The organism is Brevundimonas sp. Root1423 (assembly GCF_001426805.1).
Genome location: NZ_LMFL01000001.1, coordinates 337134 through 354225 on the forward strand (window position 1 = coordinate 337134; position 17092 = coordinate 354225).

Here is a 17092-nt window from a genome sequence, read left to right on the forward strand (position 1 = left end):
GCAACCGACCTTTGGAGGGGAGCGGACCTTGGCCGAACACCAGACCCTGACGCGCGCCGACCTGTGTGAAGCGGTGCACGAGGAAGTCGGACTCTCCCGCCAGGAGTGTTCGTCGCTGGTCGAACGCACGCTGGAACTCATCATCGAGTCGCTTGAGCGGGGCGAAACGGTCAAGCTTTCGGGCTTCGGCGTCTTTCAGGTGCGCGAGAAGCGCGCCCGGATGGGTCGTAATCCCAAGACCGGTCAGCCGGCCGCCATCCATCCACGCCGGGTCATCAGCTTCCGCGCCTCGCAGATCATGAAGGGCCGGGTTCACGACGCTGTCGTGCCCGCCTGATCGTGGCCAAGAGCCCCAACGCCTTCCGGACCATTTCAGAAGCCTCTGACGAGGTCGGCGCGCCCCAGCATGTGCTGCGCTTCTGGGAGACCAAATTTCCGTTCCTCACACCGCTCAAGCGGGCCGGGGGACGGCGTTTCTATCGCCCGCAGGACATCGTGGTGCTCAAGGCCGTCAAACGGCTGCTGCACGAGGAAGGCCTGACCATCAAGGGCGTCCAGCGGCTGCACAAGGAGCAGGGGCTGAAGCGTCTGGCCCACTATGGCGACCCTGACGGGACGGTGACGTTCGAGCCTGAAGGGGCTGCGCCTGCCGAGGTTTCGGCTCCGGCCCCGAGTCCGGTCGCCAGCGCGCCGTCGTCCGTCCGCCTGCGGCAGGTGCTGGCCGAACTGGAGGGCGCGCGGGCCCGTCTGGAAGCTGTCCTGTCGAGAAGCGCCTGAGGGCTGCTTTTTCGGTTTGCGACGCGGCGAACCCCGTCTATAGGAGCGCCTCTCGGAGCGTGGCGCAGCCTGGTAGCGCACTTGACTGGGGGTCAAGGGGTCGCAGGTTCGAATCCTGTCGCTCCGACCATCTTCCTCAAAGAAGACGGTTGGTTGAAGGGGTCGCCTCAGGGCGGCCCCTTTGCAATTCCGGCTACTTCTTTCCGCCTTCGGCCCAGCGGAACAGCGGATACAGGGGCACGCCCCAGCCGATGCCAGCGATGGCGTAGACCAGCAGGTCGATCAGCGGCGAGGCGGGCAGCATGCCCCGGATGGCGATCGCGCCCCAGATCCAGACGACGAGGAAGACGATGACGCCGAGCATGGCGACGAATCGGCGCGTGCGCGGTCCCATGGTCAGCGCTTGCTGCGGAACAGGAAGAAGCCGCCCAGCGCCAGGGCCGAGGCGGCGAGCGACCAGAGGACCCAGTCCCATTCGTCCATGGTGCTGACGCCGAACACGCGGATGGCCAGAAACCAGCCGGCAACGGCCGCGACGCCCGACACCAGCGAGGTAGCGAACAGACCGCGACGGCCGGTGAACAGGTCGGCAAGCCAGGCGAGGGCGAAGGCGCCCAGAACGGCGGCGGCGATGTCGGCGTACTGCAAGAACCTCTCCTGACGTGTGGCGATGCGACGCCGAAAAGCGACTCGATCTCGCCGCACAGGGCGGGCATACCGCTCAGTCCGGCGTCGGACCAGTGACGCGCCGGCACTGTAACGGTCGGGACGGCGGGCGTCGAATGAAGCGTTTCATCGGGGGCGATCAGAGCCGGGCTGTAGCCATCTGGCTGTTCGCCTGCGCCGTGCTGGTGTTCGCCATGGTGGTGGTCGGGGGCGTGACCCGCCTGACGGGCTCCGGCCTGTCGATCACCGAGTGGAAGCCGATCATGGGGGCGCTGCCGCCCATGAATGCGGCCGACTGGAGCGAAGCGTTCGAGAAATACCGGGCCATCCCGCAATATGCCCAGGTCAACGCCGGCATGAGCATGGGCGAGTTCCAGGGCATCTTCTGGTGGGAATGGGCGCACCGTCTGCTGGGGCGGCTGATCGGGGCGGTCTTCTTCCTGCCGTTCGTCGTCTTCCTGATCCTGCGCCGGATGCCGCGGCGGTTGATCGTGCGGTGCGCGGTGCTGCTGGCTCTGGGCGGGCTGCAGGGGTTCATCGGCTGGTGGATGGTGTCCAGCGGCCTGTCAGAACGGGTGGACGTGGCGCCGGAACGGCTGGCGACGCATCTGGGTCTGGCGCTGCTGATCTTCATGGGTCTGATCTGGACCGGGCTTGAGGCGTGGAACGGCGAGGCGCATTCGCGGGCGCCGCAGGGATGGAGCCGGGGCGCCGCGATCCTGCTGGGCGCGATCTTCGTACAGTGCCTGCTGGGCGGGCTGGTGGCCGGAGCGAAGGCGGGGTTCGTCTACACCGACTGGCCGATGATGAACGGGGCGGTGCTGCCGCCGGTGGAGTGGAGCAAGGGGGCGCTGGCCTTCCTGCACGATCAGGCGCTGGTGCAGTTCAATCACCGGATTTGGGCCTATGTCCTGCTGGCCGGCGGCACGGTCTATGCGGTGCAGGCCTGGCGCTGGCGGCTGGCCGAGGGACTGGGTGTTTCCGCCTTTGTGGTGGCGGCTGTCCTGTGGCTGCAGGCGGTGCTTGGCGTCGCCACCCTGATCCACGCCGTGCCGCTGTGGCTCGGCGCCCTGCACCAGGCAGGGGCGGTGCTGGTGCTGACGACGGCGACGGTGAACCTGTGGCTGGTCCGCCGGTCGCAGGCGCGGCTGTTTACGTCCGGACCGAGGTCCAGGGGCCTGTGATCGCGAAGGTCAGCCCCGGGTAGTAGAGGTTGACGAACAGCACAGACCCGTCCGGCGAGAAGACGCCGCCCGCGAACTCGCTGTTGCCGGTGAAAACGTTGCGGGCGATGGCGTAGACCTTGCCGTCCGGGGTCACCCCCTTCACGTGGTTGCGGGCGTCGGCGGAGTAGTTGTCCTCGCAGACGACCAGATGACCCCACGGCGCGACGCAGATGTTGTCGGCCATGTTGAGGGTGCGCAGGTCGGCGCTTTCGACGAACAGCTGGACGCGGCCCGGACGACGGCGCTCGCCGGGTTTGCCCTCGTCGCGCGACGGGACGTAGCGCAGGATCTGGCCGCGCTTCATGGGGCCGCCCGAGGTGGCGGTCATGAACATTTCCGTACCGGTCCAGAAGACGCCTTCGCCGCGCGCGACCCGGACGGCGCCGGCCGCATGGCCGCGGAAACGCAGGTCGGCGTTGGGGCTTTCGACGTCCTCCATGTCGATCCATACGACCTCGCGCCAGTCGCCGGTCGACCATTCGCGGACGTCATGGTTGGTGGAATCGGCGCCGGGCTTGCCCTTGAAGCCCATGGCCTGCAGGCGGCCGCCGTCGATCAGTTTTCCGGGCGTCGTCGGGATGAAGCGGTAGAACAGGCCGTCGACCTTGTCCTCGGTCAGATAGACGATGCCGGTGCGGGGATCGACGCAGACCGCCTCATGCTCGAAGCGCCCCATAGCCTTCAGCGGGACGGCCTCGACGAGGCCCGTGGCGTTGGCCGGAACTTCGAAGACGAAACCGTGGGGTTTGCCGACATCATGGGTTCCCGGCATCTCCTCGGTCTCTTCGCACGTCAGCCAGCTGCCCCAGGGCGTGTGGCCGCCGCAGCAGTTGGTCGAGGTGCCGATCAGGCTGAGGTGCTGGCGGACCGTGCGGCCGGTGGCGAGATCGTAGACCAGGGTGGTGGTGCCGCCGGGGATCACGCGACCGTCGGCAGTGACGTCATAGGCGCGGGACGTGTCGATAAGGCCGGCGCGCTCCTGATGAAAGCCGGCGGGACCCCAGTTGCGCTGCGTGGCGCGGGAGGCCTTGAGTTCGTGGTTGCGGACGAGGGCGACCTTCGTGCCGTCGAGGGGGAAGCAGCCCATGCCGTCGAAATTCTGGGGGACCAGAAGGCCGTCGTCCATCGTCTCGCCGCCCTGCGAGATGATGCGGTACGAGAAGCCTTCCGGCAGGTCGAGGACGCCGTTGGGGTCGGGCTTCAGCGGCCCGTAGCCCTCGACATCGTTGACGTAGGTTTCGACCGGAGGGGTCTGGGTTTGGGCCTGTGCGTGCCGGGCGAAACCGGTGAAGGCGAGGGCTGCGGCGGAACCGGCGAACAACTCACGACGATGGGGGCGCATACAAGACTCCGGACACAATCGTGCTGCTTATGGCGGGGCAGGACGTCGTGGTCATCATGGTTCTGTGACGACCCGGAGACGAATATCAGTCCTTGAGCGCTCGTCCTGCGACCACTGCCCGGGCGCCGAATTTCGCACGCAGGGCGTCGATGGCGGTTTCGGTTTTCAGGGTGCGGGTTTCCGGGGTGTCGAAAAGGGCGGGGACATCGACCGCGTCCACCACCTCTCCCATGCAGATGCCGATCAGTCGGTAGGGCCGGCCCAGTTCCGGGGCCATCAGGGTGCGCCCGGCGGCGAAGAGGGCGCGGGCGGTCTGGACGGGTTCCGGCAAGGATATGCGGCGGGTGACGATCTTGAAGTCCGTGCGGCGCAGTTTGAGCACGATGACCCGGCTGGCCACGCCGTCGCGGCGGGCCTTGGACGCCAGTTTCTCGCACAGGGGCCAGAGTTCGGCCTCCAGATCCTCGGCCGTGGTCAGGTCCTCGTTGAAGGTGGTCTCGGCGCTCATGCCCTTGCGGTCGTGGGTGGGATTGACCAGCCGGGCGTCCCGGCCGTGGGCCAGGTCGTGCAGGCGCAGGCCGGTCTCGCCATAGCGTTTGACCAGATCGCGCACGTCGGCGGCGGCCAGATCGCCGACGGTGGCGTAGCCGTCGCTGTTGAGGGTCTTCGCGAAGACGGGGCCGACGCCGGGCAGGATGCGGATGGGTTTGGGCGCCAGAACGTCCTTCGCCTCGGAGCCGAGCACGGAGAAGCCGCGCGGCTTGTCCAGCTCGGAGGCCACCTTGGCGAGGAACCGGTTGGGAGCGAGGCCGATCGAAACCGTCAGACCGGTCTCCTGCTCGATCTGCTTCTGAAGGCGGATCAGCTGGAATGCCGGCGGGCCGCCGTTCAGGCGTTCGGTGCCGGCCAGGCCGATCCAGGCCTCGTCCAGCGACAGGGTCTGGACGAGCGGCGTCAGCTTGCCGACGGCGCCGAAGATGGCCTCGCTGGCGGCGATGTATTTGCGGAAGTCGGGCTTGATGACCACGGCCTCGGGGCAGGCCTTCAGCGCCTTGAACATCGGCATGGCCGAATGGACGCCGTACTGGCGGGCGACGTAGCAGCAGGTCGAGACAACGCCGCGCTTGCCGCCACCCACGATCACCGGCTTGTCGCGCAGTTCGGGCCGGTCGCGCTTCTCCACTGAAGCGTAGAAGGCATCGCAGTCCAGATGGGCGATGGTCAGCTGGGCCAGCTCGTCATGGCAGACCATGCGGCGCGAATCGCAGTTCGGGCACCGGTCGACCTTGTGGTCGCCGGTCCAGAGGCAGTCGCGGCAGATGGCGCGGATCGGCACGTTTCAGGCCCTGTAGCGTCGCTTCACGCCAACTTAAGACCCGTTGGGCCACAGTGCACGGAGAAGGCGACAAGCCTCCGAGCAGCCGCACTCCGTGAGGCGACAGGCCAGGTGATGATGTCCAAGAAAGTCCTCATCGTCGAGGATAACGAGCTGAACATGAAGCTCTTTCATGATCTGCTTGATTCCCAGGGCTACGAGACCCTGCAGACCCGCGAAGGGCTGCAGGCTCTGGCCCTGGCGCGCCTGCACAAGCCCGACCTGATCCTGATGGACATCCAGCTGCCGGAAATCAGCGGCCTGGAAGTGACCAAATGGCTCAAGGACGATGAGGAACTGAGCCACATCCCCGTCGTCGCCGTCACCGCCTTCGCCATGAAGGGCGACGAGGAACGCATCCGCCAGGGCGGGTGCGAGGCTTCTCCGGGCAGGCTGCCCAGAATCAGCANAGCGGCCTGGAAGTGACCAAATGGCTCAAGGACGATGAGGAACTGAGCCACATCCCCGTCGTCGCCGTCACCGCCTTCGCCATGAAGGGCGACGAGGAACGCATCCGCCAGGGCGGGTGCGAGGCTTACATCTCCAAGCCGATCTCGGTGATGCACTTCCTCGACGTGGTTCGGAAACATCTGGGGTAGGGACCGATGACGGCGCGCATTCTTGTCGTTGACGACGTCGAGCCGAACGTCCGCCTGCTCGAGGCCAAGCTGACGCTCGAATACTATGAGGTGCTGACCGCCTGCGACGGCGCGACGGCGCTGCAGATCGCATCGGACGAGCGGCCCGACATCATCCTGCTGGATGTCATGATGCCCGGCATGGACGGGTTCGAGACCTGCCGGCGGCTGAAGGCTGACCCGGTGACCCGCCACATCCCCGTCGTGCTGGTGACGGCGCTGGACGGGCGCGAGGACAAGATCAAGGGGCTGGACGCGGGAGCCGACGACTTCGTCACCAAGCCGATCGACGACGTCATCCTGTTCGCCCGCGTGAAGTCGCTGGTGCGCCTGAAGTCCGTCATGGACGAATTGCGCGAGCGCGAGGAAAGCGGGCGCAAACTGGGCGTCGACACGGATGGCGCGGGCCGGCTTCGGGGCTCGGGCGGACGGGTGCTGATCGTCGACGACAATGTGCGCCAGGCAGAGAAGATGGTCGAACACCTGGCCGGCGAGCACCGGCCGACGGTGGAATCCGATCCCGCCGCGGCGCTGATCGCGGCGCGCGGACCGGTCGACCTCATGATCGTCAATGTGTCGAGCTCGGAGTTCGACGGCCTGCGGTTCGTGGCCCAGATCCGTTCGACCGAGGCCTCGCGCCGACTGCCCATCCTGGCCGTCGTTGACCAGGCGGACCGGCCGCGCCTGCTGAAGGCGCTGGAGCTGGGCGTCAACGACATCCTGCCGCGACCGGTGGATCCCGAGGAGCTGGCGGCGCGGACGCTGACCCAGATCAAGCGCAAACGCTATGCCGACTTCCTGAAGCAGAAGCTGGATTACAGTCTCGAGATGGCGGTCACCGACGCCCTGACGGGCCTGCACAACCGCCGCTACATGGCCGGGCAACTTCAGGGGCTGATGAATCGCGCCGGGCAGGGGGGCGAGAGCGTCGCTGTGCTTGTGATGGACATCGACCACTTCAAGCTGGTCAACGATGGCTTCGGTCATGACGCCGGCGACGAGGTTCTGCGCGAGTTCGCGGTGCGTCTGGCGACCAATGTTCGGGCCATCGACCTGCCGTGCCGTCTGGGAGGCGAGGAGTTCGTCGTGGTCATGCCGGGCGCCAGCATGGAGGACGCCGTGCGCGTCGCTGACCGCATCCGGCGCGATGTGGCGTCACAGCCGTTCCCGATCATGAACGGCGCCGAGGGGCTGACGATCACCGTCTCCGTCGGCGTGGCGTCCAGTGACGGCAATGGCGATACGCCGGAGGCCCTGCTGAAGCGGGCCGACGAGGGGGTCTACGAGGCCAAGGCCCACGGCCGGAACCAGGTCATCGCGCGGGCCGCCTAGGGGTCTTCAGCGGCTCATCCACGGCTTGGACTTGCCGGTCGCGATGCGCGCGGCCTGTTCGCGCTGGAACCGACCGCCGCGCGGGGGCTTCTCCCGCGCCTCGATCGCCGCCGTCTTGAGACGGAGCGCCCGCTGGACGGGACTCTCGGCCGGCGTGTCGGGAATCTGGGGGTCGTCGGTCGGGTCACTCATTCCGGCATCCTAACACGCCAAAGAAAAACGCCCGGCGTTTCCACCGGGCGTCATCAAATCCAGCAGGGCGTGGCCCTTACTTGATCTTGCCTTCCTTGAACTCGACGTGCTTGCGCACGACGGGGTCGTACTTCTTGACGACCATTTTCTCGGTCATCGTACGAGCGTTCTTCTTGGTGACGTAGAAGAAGCCGGTGTCGGCCGTGGAGTTCAGGCGGATTTTGATAGAGGCGGGCTTGGCCATCGGGAATTACCTTTGCGACGGCGAAAGCCGCTGGAAATAAGAGGCGCGGAACATACTCAGGCGCGGCCGGAAGTCAACGGCCACTTGCGTTGCACCATTCGCCGAGGCGTCTGACGGTGGCGCAGGCGGGAGAACCGTCATTGCCCCGGCCTGGCAGGTGGACTTCCAGAACGGCGCCAGGCCTCAGCAGGACGGGCGGGATGTCGTGGATGTCGATCTTGGCGCGGCGGCTCCAGATGCCGGCGTGGTCGCCTGCCGACGTGCCGATGCGAATGTAGACGAAGCGACGCTGCGGACCTTCGCGGCGCACGAACGGGCCGGTCATCCGGCCGTCGGGGTGCAGGGTGATCGGGACGTCGAACGAGATAGGTGCGTCGCCTGCGGTAACGGGCTCGAACGGCAGGTCTTCCTTCTGGAGGCTGTAGCGCACTCCGGGAACCGGATCGTCGATGGTGAGGCGAAGCGTCACGGTGTCGGCCATGCGTGAAGGTTAGGCCGGGGGGGCGGGTCGTGCCAACCTGAGCCCATGAAACAGATCGCCGTTTTCGCCGCCGCCATGGCCCTGTCCGCCTGCGCTTCGCTCCCGGGCGCGCGGGCGCTGCAGCAGGACGCCTTCATGGCCAACCTGAACGCCCTCTGCGGGCAGCGATTCGTGGGACGCGTCGTGACCACGGACGCCGCCGACGCCGATTTCGCCCGGTCACGGCTGGTGATGCACGTCCGCGACTGTTCGGCGGACGAGGTTCGCATTCCCTTCCACGTCGGCGACGACAAATCCCGGACCTGGGTCATCAGCCGGAATGACGAGGGCGGCCTGACGCTGAAGCACGACCACCGTGACCCCGCCGGGAAGCCCGACGGCTTCCACTGGTACGGCGGCGACGCCGTCTCGGCGGGTACGGCCGAACGTCAGGCGTTCCCGGTCGATGCGTTTTCGAAGGAGCTGTTCACAGCGGGCGATGCCCCGGTCTCGACCACCAACGTCTGGGCGGTCGAGGTGAATCCGGGACAGACGTTCGCCTACGAACTTCGGCGTGCGAACCGCCATTTCCGGGTCGAGTTCGATCTGACCCGGCCGGTGGCGGACTAGCCCGCCGCCATCACGCCGCAGACGACGCGATCGCCGGCGCCGCCGATGGGCTGGCTGGTTTGGTCATCCATGTTGGCGTGGATCACCAGGGACGAGCCGTCGGCGTCCCACAGCCACTGGCCGGGCCCGTTGCGGGCGATTCGGGCGCGGGTGGTGAAGACCTCCGCGTTCACCCGTCCCTGGGCGTCCGCGAAGACATTGGGCAGGTCGCCGTCGTCGGGACCGCCGGCGTTGAGCAGGCCGTGGGGCGCCTTGGGCTCGCCGTGATTGATATGAGCGCCCGCCGAGGTGAAGGGCGCCGCGCACTGGCCCGTGGCGTGGATGTGGACGCCGTGCCAGCCCGGGGTCAGGCCCTCGGCCTCGATGCGGATCAGCAGGCCGGTCGCGCCTTGCGTCAGGATGGCGCGGCCGACGCGCGCGCCGGAACCGTTCATGAGCGTCGCCTCGCCGAAATCGCCGATCGCGGCCCGGTCCGGGCCGTCCGAATAGTCATTCGCCGTGACGCTGACGCAGGCCCCGAGGGCGGCAATCAGGGGCAGGGCGGCGAGGGCGGAGAGGCGGGCGAGACGCATGGTCTGGAATCCTTGTCTGGACGGCGGGTTTCCGGGCCGCCCGGCTTTGCCACGGGGGTTCCCGGATGCTAGAAAACCTGTTCGCGGATCACGTTCCGATTCCGGCCATTTAAAGCCTGATTTCCTTGACTGACGACAGCTATAACGACGCGCTTCCTCCGGTTTCGGGCGGCGGCGGCGGCGACATCTCCACCATCACCATCGAAGACGAGCTGAGGCGCTCGTATCTCGACTACGCCATGAGCGTGATCGTGAGCCGCGCCCTGCCGGACGCGCGCGACGGGCTGAAGCGCGGGTCGTGGGCGACGTGCTGGGCCGGTTCCACCCGCACGGCGACGCCTCGGTCTATATGGCGCTGGTGCGCATGGCCCAGCCGTTCTCGATGGGTCTGATGCTGGTCGACGGCCAGGGCAATTTCGGCTCGGTCGACGGCGATATGCCGGCCTCGATGCGGTACACCGAGGCCCGGATGGCCCCGGCCGCTTCGGCCCTGCTGACCGACATCGACAAGGACACCGTCGATTTCCAGCCGAACTACGACGAGAAGGAGCTGGAGCCTGTCGTCCTCCCGGCGCGGATTCCGAACCTGCTGGTCAACGGCGCGGGCGGCATCGCCGTCGGCATGGCGACCAACATCCCGCCGCATAATCTGGGCGAGATCATCGACGCCTGCGTGGCCCTGCTGGACGATCCGAACGTCAGCGACGACGCCCTGCTGGACATCGTGCCCGGTCCCGACTTCCCGACCGGCGGCGAGATCATGGGCCGCACSGCSCCYCGCAACGCCCTGCGCGACGGCCGCGGCTCGGTCATGGTGCGCGGTCAGGCGACGATCGAGACGATCCGCAAGGACCGCGAGGCCATCGTCGTCACCCAGCTGCCCTATCAGGTCAACAAACAGACCCTGATCGAGCGCATCGTCGAAATGGTCCGCGAGAAGCGGATCGAGGGSATTTCCGACGTCCGCGACGAATCCGACCGCGACGGCATGCGGATGGTGATCGAGCTGAAGCGCGACGCGTCCGGCGACGTGGTGCTGAACCAGCTGTGGCGCTTTACGGCGATGCAGAGCTCGTTCGGCGTCAACATGCTGGCGCTGAACCACGGCCGCCCGGAGCAGATGGGCCTGCGCCAGCTGCTGGAAGCCTTCCTGGAGTTCCGGGAAGAAGTGGTCGTCCGCCGCATCAAGTTCGAACTGGCCAAGGCCCGCGACCGCGGTCACGTGCTGGTCGGTCTGGCCGTGGCCGTGGCCAATATCGACGAGGTCATCCACATCATCCGCAGCTCGGCCGATCCGGCCGAGGCGCGCATGCTGGTCGACGGCGACAAGCTGAACCTGACGGACGAACAGGCGCGGGCCATCCTCGGCCTGACCCTGAGCCGCCTGACCGGTCTGGGCCGCGACGACATCTTCGGCGAGGCGCGCGGCCTTGCCGACACCATCCAGGGCCACCTGACCCTGCTGAGCGACCGCGCCAACATCCTGGCCGTGATCCGCGAGGATCTGCTGCTGGTGAAGGAGGAGTTCGCCGTTCCGCGCCGGACCATCATCGGCGAGGGCGATTTCGAGCTGGAAGACGAGGACCTGATCCCGCGCGAGGATATGGTGGTGACGGTCACCCACGGCGGCTACGTCAAGCGCGTGGCGCTGAACGCGTACCGGACCCAGCATCGCGGCGGCAAGGGCCGTTCCGGCGTGGCGATGAAGGAGGACGACGCCGTCGTCGGCGTCTTCTCGGCCTCGACCCATACGCCGGTGCTGTTCTTCGCCACCAACGGCAAGGCCTACAAGCTGAAGACCTGGCGCCTGCCGCTGGGCAATCCGCAGTCGCGCGGCAAGGCCTTCGTCAACCTGCTGCCGATCGAGCCGGGCGATTCGATCATGAACGTCCTGCCGCTGCCCGAGGACGAGGCGGAGTGGGGCAACCTCGACNGCCGTCGTCGGCGTGTTCTCGGCCTCGACCCACACGCCGGTGCTGTTCTTCGCCACCAACGGCAAGGCCTACAAGCTGAAGACCTGGCGCCTGCCGCTGGGCAATCCGCAGTCGCGCGGCAAGGCCTTCGTCAACCTGCTGCCGATCGAGCCGGGCGATTCGATCATGAACGTCCTGCCGCTGCCCGAGGACGAGGCGGAGTGGGGCAACCTCGACATCATGTTCGCCACGCGTTCGGGCGACGTGCGCCGGAACAAGCTGAGCGACTTCGCCACCGTCAACCGGGCCGGCAAGATCGCGATGAAGCTGGAAGACGGCGACCACATGGTCGGCGTCGCCCTGTGCACCGCCGAGGACGACGTCATGCTGACGACCGCACTGGGCCGCGCCATCCGCTTCAAGGCCGACGACGTGCGCGTGTTCAAGGGCCGTGATTCGACCGGCGTGCGCGGCGTGCGTCTGCAGAAGGGCGACGAGGTCATCTCCATGGCCGTGCTGGGCCGCGTCGATGCGACGCCGGACGAGCGGGCCGCCTATGTCAAACACGCCTCGGCCATGCGCCGGGCGACGGGCGAGGGCGAGGACGAAACGCCGACGGTCGACGCCGACGATGAAGCCACCGGCGACGCCGCGCTGAGCGTCGAGCGCATCGCCGAACTGGGCGCGGCCGAGCAGTACATCCTGACCGTCACGGACACCGGCTTCGGCAAGCGGTCCTCCGCCTACGAGTACCGGCGCACGGGCCGGGGCGGGCAGGGGCTGACGGCCCACGGCCTGGGCGGCCGCGCGGGCACGCGCCTGGCGGCGTCCTTCCCGGTCGAGGACGGCGACGAACTGCTTCTGGTCACCTCGGGCGGTCAGATGATCCGCACGCCGGTGAGTCAGGTCCGCATTGTCGGACGTTCCAGCCAGGGCGTGACCATCTTCCGCACCGCCGAGGGCGAGCGGGTCGTGTCGGTCGAACGGCTGCCCGACAGCGGCGGCGGCGATGACGAGGCGGCCGAGGTCGAAGCGGACGGCGAGGGCGGCGAAAGCTGATCCATGGCGGGCACCGTTGAACTGAGCGTCGACGGCGCCCTCGCCACCCCGGCTGATCTGACCCATGTGGCTCTGGTCAACTACGGCGCCTACACCTCGTTTCTTGTGGAGCAGGGTGGGGTGCGCGGGCTGGACCTGCATCTGGCGCGGCTTGAGGCCGAGGCGGTCGAACTGTTCGGCGAACCCGTGGGCGAGGCGCGTCTGCGCGAGCTGATGCGGGCGGCCGCCGCGGAGCGCGAGGACTGCTGGCTGCGGGTGAGCCTGTTCTCGCCGGAGATCGGGCCGCGCACGCCGGCCTGGAGCGGTCGGCCCAAGGTGCTGATCGCGGCTTCGCCGCCGCCTCCGCCGCTGGCTGACAGCGTGCGTCTGCAGGTTCAGACCTATGGCCGCGAGGCGCCGCATCTCAAGCATGTGGCGACGTTCGGCCTGATCCGCGCGCGACGGCTGGCCCACGGCGCGGGCTTTGATGATGCGCTTTTTGTGGATGCAGACGGTTATGTTTCTGAGGGAAGCCTCTGGAACATCGGGTTTATCTACGAAGGAGAGGTGGTCTGGCCGCAGGCGCCGATGCTGGCAGGGGTCGCCCAGGCGCTGGTGCAGCGCGGCCTTGCTCACTCCGGGCTGACGGGCAGGACGGCTCCGGTTCATCTGGACGATCTTGCCGGTTTCGACGGCGCCTTCATCTGCAACAGCGCCACGCCGGCCTGCGCCGTCGCCTCAATCGGCGAGCATGCGTTCGCGGCATCCCCGGCGAGGATCGATCGCCTTCAGTCCGCATGGACGTCGAACCCCGTTCAACCGATCTAGGCTGTGGCGGCGGGGGCTGCTAAACCGCTGGAAAGCGGGGAGGACTGCATGCGCATCGGCCTGTATCCGGGCACGTTCGATCCCGTGACCAACGGGCATATGGACATCATCGGCCGTGCGGTGAAGCTGGTCGACAAGCTGGTCATCGGCGTCGCCCGCAACGACGACAAGGGACCGCTGTTCAAGACGGATGAGCGCGTCGACATGGTCCGGGCCGAGGTCGCCCATCTGGGAGACAAGGTCGAAGTCAGGGCGTTTTCCACCCTGCTGATGCATTTCGCCGAGGAACTGGACGCCAGCATCATCGTGCGGGGTCTTCCTGATGGCCGACCCGCGGCATCAGGCGATCGCCTCGCGGCTGGTCAAGGAGATCGCCCGTCTGGACGGCGCGATCGACAGTTTCGTCAGCCCCGCCGTCGCCAAGGCGGTCCGGGACAAGGTCAAGGGATAGTATGAGCCTTCGTATCGCAACCATCGGCGCATTCTCGATGGCGCTTCTCGCCGCCGGCCTGCCCGCCGCGGCCCAGGCGCCGGCCGCCGACTGGCGCGCCGTGGCGCCGGAAAACCTGCTGGTCATCGACACGGCCAAGGGCCGGATCGTCGTCGAGCTGGACCCGGCGGTCGCGCCGCTGTCGGTCGCGCGGGTCCGGACCCTGGCCGACCAGGGCTTTTACGACGGACTGAAATTCCACCGCGTACTGCCGGGCTTCATGGCCCAGACGGGCGACCCGCTGGGCACCGGCGAGGGCGGCAGCGAACTGCCGGACGTCCCCGGCGAGTTCCAGTTCCGCCGCGGTCGGGATCTCGGCTTCGTCAATCTCGTCAATGCGCCTGAGGGACTGCTGGGGGTCGCCGGGTCCATGCCGGTCTTCACCCAGCCTGACGCGCAGATGATGGTCACGGCGGACTTCAAGACGGCCGCCCAGGGCCTCTTCTGTCCCGGCGTAGCCGGCATGGCCCGCGCCCAGGACCCGAACAGCGCCAACAGCCAGTTCTTCCTGATGACCGGACCGAATGACGCGCTGAACGGCCTGTACACGCCCTTCGGACGGGTTCTGTCGGGGCTGGACGTGGTCAAGGCCCTGAAGGCCGGCACGGAAGCCGGGAATGGCGCCGTGACGGACCCCGACATCATGACGGGCGCCCGGACGGCGGCGGCCATGCCGGAGGGCCAGCGGCCTTCGGCGCGTGTGATGACCACGCGCAGCCCGGCCTTCACGGCCCTGGTCGAACAGAAGCGCGCCGAACTGGGCGCGCGCTTTACGGTGTGTGACGTTCAGCCGGTCGCTGAAGTAACCGGCGGCTGAGTTCCGGAATGAGGGGGAAGACGATGCGGAAGTTTCTCGGTCTCGCGGCCCTGGCCGTCATGACGGCGGGGGCCGCCAATGCGCAGGATTCGGGCGGCACGCCGCCCCCGCCGCCGCCACCCACTCCCGCAACGACGATCGTCGCGCCCGAGTGGCGGACCGCGACGGCCGAGAACCTGCTGGTGATCGACACCACCAAGGGACGGATCCTCATCGAACTCACGCCCGAGGTGGCCCCGCTGCATGTGGAGCGGGTCAAGCTGCTGGCGCGGCGCGGCTTCTACGACGGCGTGCCGTGGCACCGCGTGATCGACTGGTTCATGGCCCAGACCGGCGATCCGCTGGGTAATGGCGAGGGCCAGAGCCCCTATCCTGATCTGAAGGCCGAGTTCACCTTCCGCCGCGAGGCCACCATGCCGTTCGCCGCCGTGGCTGAGCCTGCGGGCGCGCGGGTGGGCTTCTTCCATTCGCTGCCGGTGCAGACCCAGCCCGATTCCGCCTTCGCATTGACGGCCGATGGCAAGGTCCACGCCTGGGGGCTGTACTGCCCCGGCGTCGCGGGCATGGCCCGGGACGAGGGCAACGACACCGCCAACAGCCAGTTCTTCATCATGCGGCAGGCCTATCCCGCGCTGGACAAGCGCTACACCATCTGGGGAACGACGGTGTCGGGGCTGGACGTGGTGCGGTCGCTGCAGGTCGGCGACGGCGACAACGGCATGATGACCGAAGCCCAGCCGGACCGGATGACCCGGGTGCGGGTCGCCGCCGACATACCGGAGGCCGAACGGCCGTCGGTGCAGATACTGGCGACGGATTCGCCGCGCTTCCGGGCGCTGGTTGAGGAAACCCGCGCGGCGCGCGGCGCGGACTTCTCGGTGTGCGACGTCGTCCTGCCGGTGCAGGTGACCAACTAGCCGGCGGGTTGCGGCGCAGAGCCCGATCCACGGCCCCGGCGCCTGCGTCGGGTGGTGGTGCGGGCGTTGCGCATCTGCTGAAGCAGAAGGCCCTCCCGCAGGCCGCGGTCCGCCACGCGCACGCGCTCGGACGGCCAGGCGCGCTGGACCGCCTCCATGATCGCGGCTCCAGCAAGGACCAGGTCGGCCCGGTCCGGTCCGATGCAGGACTCCGCCGCCCGGCCGGCTGGCCCCATGGCCATGAGCTTTTCCGCCGCGCGCTCGCAGTCGCCGCTGGTCATCCAGAGGCCGTCGACCAGATTTCGCTGATAGCGGCGCAGGCCCAGATGGATCCCCGCCAGACTGGTGATGGCGCCGGACGTTCCAATCATGTGCCCGCGGCCGCCGGTAAAGATGCTTCGCAGGTCGGAGCTGACCGGCGCGGCGGCGATGGCCCGACCCATGTCCGCGACCATGGCCTCGTACCATGCGTCCAGATCGGCGCCTGGCTCGGGGTGGCGCTCGGCGAGGGTGACCACGCCGACGGGCGCCGACATCCAGCCTTCGAGCACGAAATTCTCGCGCCCCTGACGCCTCAGCCAGCTGAGCTCCGTCGACCCTCCGCCGACGTCGACGACAAGGACAGCCTCGGACGAGTTGTCGAACAGGTTGAGGCAGCCTTCGACCGCCAGCCGGGCTTCCTCGACCGGGTCGATGATGCGCAGCTTCAGCCCCGTGCCCACGCGAACCCGCTCGATGAAGGCCTCGCCATTGTCGGCCTGGCGGCAAGCCTGGGTCGCCACGGCCATCAGGCGACTGGCGTCGACGCCCTTTTTGGCGACGCGCTCGCCGCACAGGACGAGAGCGTCATAGGCGCGGTCCATGGCGGCATCGTCCAGCCGGCCCGTGCGTGACAGGCCTTCGCCCAGACGGACGATACGGCTGAAGGAATCGACGACGCGAAAGCCGTCGCGCGCAGGCTTTGCAATTAGCAGCCTGCAATTATTGGTCCCCAGATCGAGCGCGCCATACAGGGGCGCCTCGCGACCTGACGCCCCGGATCCGTTGGCCGCGCCGCCGCGGGCGCGCTGCCGATCGGGCTTTCGGGGCTGGGACCGCTGGTCGCGCCTTGGCGCGCCGTCGGTCTCCGGCATGGGCCGAAACTTTCAAGGTGGGCGGTCCGAAACGGCGCCCGTCCCGAACACCTTAGGACTGGCGAACGGCAGTCGCCAAGCGGCTGACGCGAAAATGAACGGGTCTGGCGCCCCAAGGCTCAGGTTGGCTCCGGCATTCTGCGGTCATGACCCAGCAATCCGTTGCGAAATTCGGCCTCGGCCAGATCGTACGTCAACGCGACGCGGCCTTCCGCGGCGTGGTGATCGATATCGACCCCACCTATGCGGGCGATCCGACGAGGACGAGCGAGGTCATGCCCGACCAGCCCTACTACAAGGTCTTGGCCATCGGTCCCGGCGGCGGCTTTATCGCCTATGCCGCCGAGAATGTGCTGGAGCACGATCCGGAGCTGTCAGCGTTGAGCCGGGAAGCGGAGCAACGCTGGTTCACGGTCGACGCCCAGGGTCGTCACGCGCCGTTGGCGCACGCCATTCACTGACGGCGGCTGGCGCGGGGGCGGCGGCGAGCCTAGATTGCCCG

The 17092-nt window shown here is 67.9% G+C and carries 20 protein-coding genes, 1 tRNA gene and 3 pseudogenes; 15 read left to right on the forward strand and 9 right to left on the reverse strand.

What is annotated here, in order from left to right:
* The first annotated feature begins 28 nt into the window (after positions 1 to 28).
* The 3 genes from ASD25_RS01725 (at position 29) to ASD25_RS01735 (ending at position 907) form a co-directional block, all read left to right on the forward strand.
* A complete protein-coding gene (locus ASD25_RS01725) occupies positions 29 to 337 on the forward strand; it encodes an integration host factor subunit alpha (protein WP_056614459.1) in 309 nt (102 codons plus the stop codon).
* 2 nt (positions 338 to 339) lie between these two features.
* Positions 340 to 777 carry a MerR family transcriptional regulator gene (locus ASD25_RS01730; protein WP_056614461.1) on the forward strand — a complete coding sequence of 146 codons (438 nt, stop codon included), beginning with the start codon at positions 340 to 342 and terminating at the stop codon, positions 775 to 777.
* Positions 778 to 830: 53 nt separating this feature from the next.
* Positions 831 to 907: transfer RNA gene (locus tag ASD25_RS01735), tRNA-Pro, on the forward strand.
* A gap of 63 nt (positions 908 to 970) precedes the next feature.
* Here ASD25_RS01735 and ASD25_RS01740 read toward each other — a convergent pair.
* Positions 971 to 1171 (reverse strand): DUF2842 domain-containing protein, encoded by a 201-nt coding sequence (locus ASD25_RS01740; RefSeq protein WP_056614462.1) that lies wholly within the window; start codon positions 1169 to 1171, stop codon positions 971 to 973.
* Between the two features lie 2 nt (positions 1172 to 1173).
* Positions 1174 to 1425, reverse strand: coding sequence for a hypothetical protein (locus tag ASD25_RS01745; RefSeq protein ID WP_056614465.1), 252 nt, complete (start codon positions 1423 to 1425; stop codon positions 1174 to 1176).
* 134 nt (positions 1426 to 1559) lie between these two features.
* On the opposite strand from ASD25_RS01745, the gene ASD25_RS01750 reads away from it, so the two are divergent.
* Complete coding sequence (locus ASD25_RS01750; RefSeq protein ID WP_056614467.1) at positions 1560 to 2627, forward strand: COX15/CtaA family protein; 1068 nt, start codon at positions 1560 to 1562, stop codon at positions 2625 to 2627.
* Here the strand turns inward: ASD25_RS01750 and ASD25_RS01755 are convergent.
* Both ASD25_RS01755 and ASD25_RS01760 read right to left on the reverse strand, forming a co-directional pair.
* Entirely contained in the window at positions 2596 to 4011 is a 1416-nt protein-coding gene (locus tag ASD25_RS01755) for an alkaline phosphatase PhoX (protein WP_056614469.1), read from the reverse strand. The two genes, ASD25_RS01750 and ASD25_RS01755, sit on opposite strands and share 32 nt — an antisense overlap.
* An 85-nt stretch (positions 4012 to 4096) precedes the next feature.
* Positions 4097 to 5347 carry a DNA polymerase IV gene (locus ASD25_RS01760; protein WP_082572137.1) on the reverse strand — a complete coding sequence of 417 codons (1251 nt, stop codon included), beginning with the start codon at positions 5345 to 5347 and terminating at the stop codon, positions 4097 to 4099.
* Between the two features lie 117 nt (positions 5348 to 5464).
* Between ASD25_RS01760 and ASD25_RS01765 the strand changes: the two genes are divergently transcribed.
* The 3 genes and pseudogenes from ASD25_RS01765 to ASD25_RS01775 form a co-directional block, all read left to right on the forward strand.
* Positions 5465 to 5795 (forward strand): response regulator (locus ASD25_RS01765; protein ID WP_235562549.1); only part of this gene is annotated, 331 nt, incomplete at its 3' end.
* Between the two features lies 1 nt (position 5796).
* Positions 5797 to 5985: pseudogene (locus tag ASD25_RS01770) on the forward strand (two-component system response regulator); the annotation flags it as partial.
* 6 nt (positions 5986 to 5991) lie between these two features.
* Entirely contained in the window at positions 5992 to 7356 is a 1365-nt protein-coding gene (locus tag ASD25_RS01775; protein WP_056614471.1) for a PleD family two-component system response regulator, read from the forward strand.
* 6 nt (positions 7357 to 7362) lie between these two features.
* Here the strand turns inward: ASD25_RS01775 and ASD25_RS01780 are convergent, their stop codons facing one another.
* The 3 genes from ASD25_RS01780 to ASD25_RS01790 form a co-directional block, all read right to left on the reverse strand.
* The gene (locus ASD25_RS01780; protein ID WP_056614473.1) at positions 7363 to 7548 is read right to left on the reverse strand and encodes a hypothetical protein; all 186 of its coding nucleotides are present in this window, start codon (positions 7546 to 7548) and stop codon (positions 7363 to 7365) included.
* 76 nt (positions 7549 to 7624) lie between these two features.
* The gene (gene rpmG / locus ASD25_RS01785; protein WP_003164451.1) at positions 7625 to 7792 is read right to left on the reverse strand and encodes a 50S ribosomal protein L33; all 168 of its coding nucleotides are present in this window, start codon (positions 7790 to 7792) and stop codon (positions 7625 to 7627) included.
* A 73-nt stretch (positions 7793 to 7865) separates the two neighbouring features.
* A complete protein-coding gene (locus tag ASD25_RS01790; protein WP_056614475.1) occupies positions 7866 to 8273 on the reverse strand; it encodes a DUF5990 family protein in 408 nt (135 codons plus the stop codon).
* A gap of 45 nt (positions 8274 to 8318) precedes the next feature.
* On the opposite strand from ASD25_RS01790, the gene ASD25_RS01795 reads away from it, so the two are divergent.
* Complete coding sequence (locus ASD25_RS01795) at positions 8319 to 8882, forward strand: hypothetical protein (protein ID WP_056614477.1); 564 nt, start codon at positions 8319 to 8321, stop codon at positions 8880 to 8882.
* Here ASD25_RS01795 and ASD25_RS01800 read toward each other — a convergent pair.
* Positions 8879 to 9454: a superoxide dismutase family protein gene (locus tag ASD25_RS01800; protein ID WP_056614479.1), complete on the reverse strand. Its 576-nt coding sequence runs from the start codon at positions 9452 to 9454 to the stop codon at positions 8879 to 8881. The two genes, ASD25_RS01795 and ASD25_RS01800, sit on opposite strands and share 4 nt — an antisense overlap.
* Before the next feature lie 125 nt (positions 9455 to 9579).
* Between ASD25_RS01800 and ASD25_RS01805 the strand changes: the two are divergent.
* From ASD25_RS01805 to ASD25_RS01830, 6 genes and pseudogenes are all read left to right on the forward strand, one after another.
* Positions 9580 to 11387: pseudogene (locus tag ASD25_RS01805) on the forward strand (DNA gyrase subunit A); the annotation flags it as partial.
* Between the two features lie 220 nt (positions 11388 to 11607).
* Positions 11608 to 12426 carry a DNA gyrase C-terminal beta-propeller domain-containing protein gene (locus ASD25_RS01810; RefSeq protein ID WP_369816536.1) on the forward strand — a complete coding sequence of 273 codons (819 nt, stop codon included), beginning with the start codon at positions 11608 to 11610 and terminating at the stop codon, positions 12424 to 12426.
* Positions 12427 to 12429: 3 nt separating this feature from the next.
* Complete coding sequence (locus tag ASD25_RS01815) at positions 12430 to 13233, forward strand: aminotransferase class IV (RefSeq protein WP_056614481.1); 804 nt, start codon at positions 12430 to 12432, stop codon at positions 13231 to 13233.
* A 48-nt stretch (positions 13234 to 13281) separates the two neighbouring features.
* Positions 13282 to 13684: pseudogene (locus tag ASD25_RS01820) on the forward strand (pantetheine-phosphate adenylyltransferase).
* Between the two features lies 1 nt (position 13685).
* The gene (locus ASD25_RS01825) at positions 13686 to 14540 is read left to right on the forward strand and encodes a peptidylprolyl isomerase (RefSeq protein ID WP_056614482.1); all 855 of its coding nucleotides are present in this window, start codon (positions 13686 to 13688) and stop codon (positions 14538 to 14540) included.
* Positions 14541 to 14563: 23 nt separating this feature from the next.
* Positions 14564 to 15457: a peptidylprolyl isomerase gene (locus ASD25_RS01830; protein WP_056614483.1), complete on the forward strand. Its 894-nt coding sequence runs from the start codon at positions 14564 to 14566 to the stop codon at positions 15455 to 15457.
* Here the strand turns inward: ASD25_RS01830 and ASD25_RS01835 are convergent.
* On the reverse strand, positions 15454 to 16590 hold the full coding sequence (locus tag ASD25_RS01835) for a Ppx/GppA phosphatase family protein (protein WP_056614484.1): 1137 nt from the start codon (positions 16588 to 16590) through the stop codon (positions 15454 to 15456). The genes ASD25_RS01830 and ASD25_RS01835 overlap by 4 nt on opposite strands.
* A gap of 146 nt (positions 16591 to 16736) precedes the next feature.
* Between ASD25_RS01835 and hspQ the strand changes: the two genes are divergently transcribed.
* Positions 16737 to 17051, forward strand: coding sequence for a heat shock protein HspQ (gene hspQ / locus ASD25_RS01840; protein WP_056614486.1), 315 nt, complete (start codon positions 16737 to 16739; stop codon positions 17049 to 17051).
* Positions 17052 to 17092: the final 41 nt, after the last annotated feature.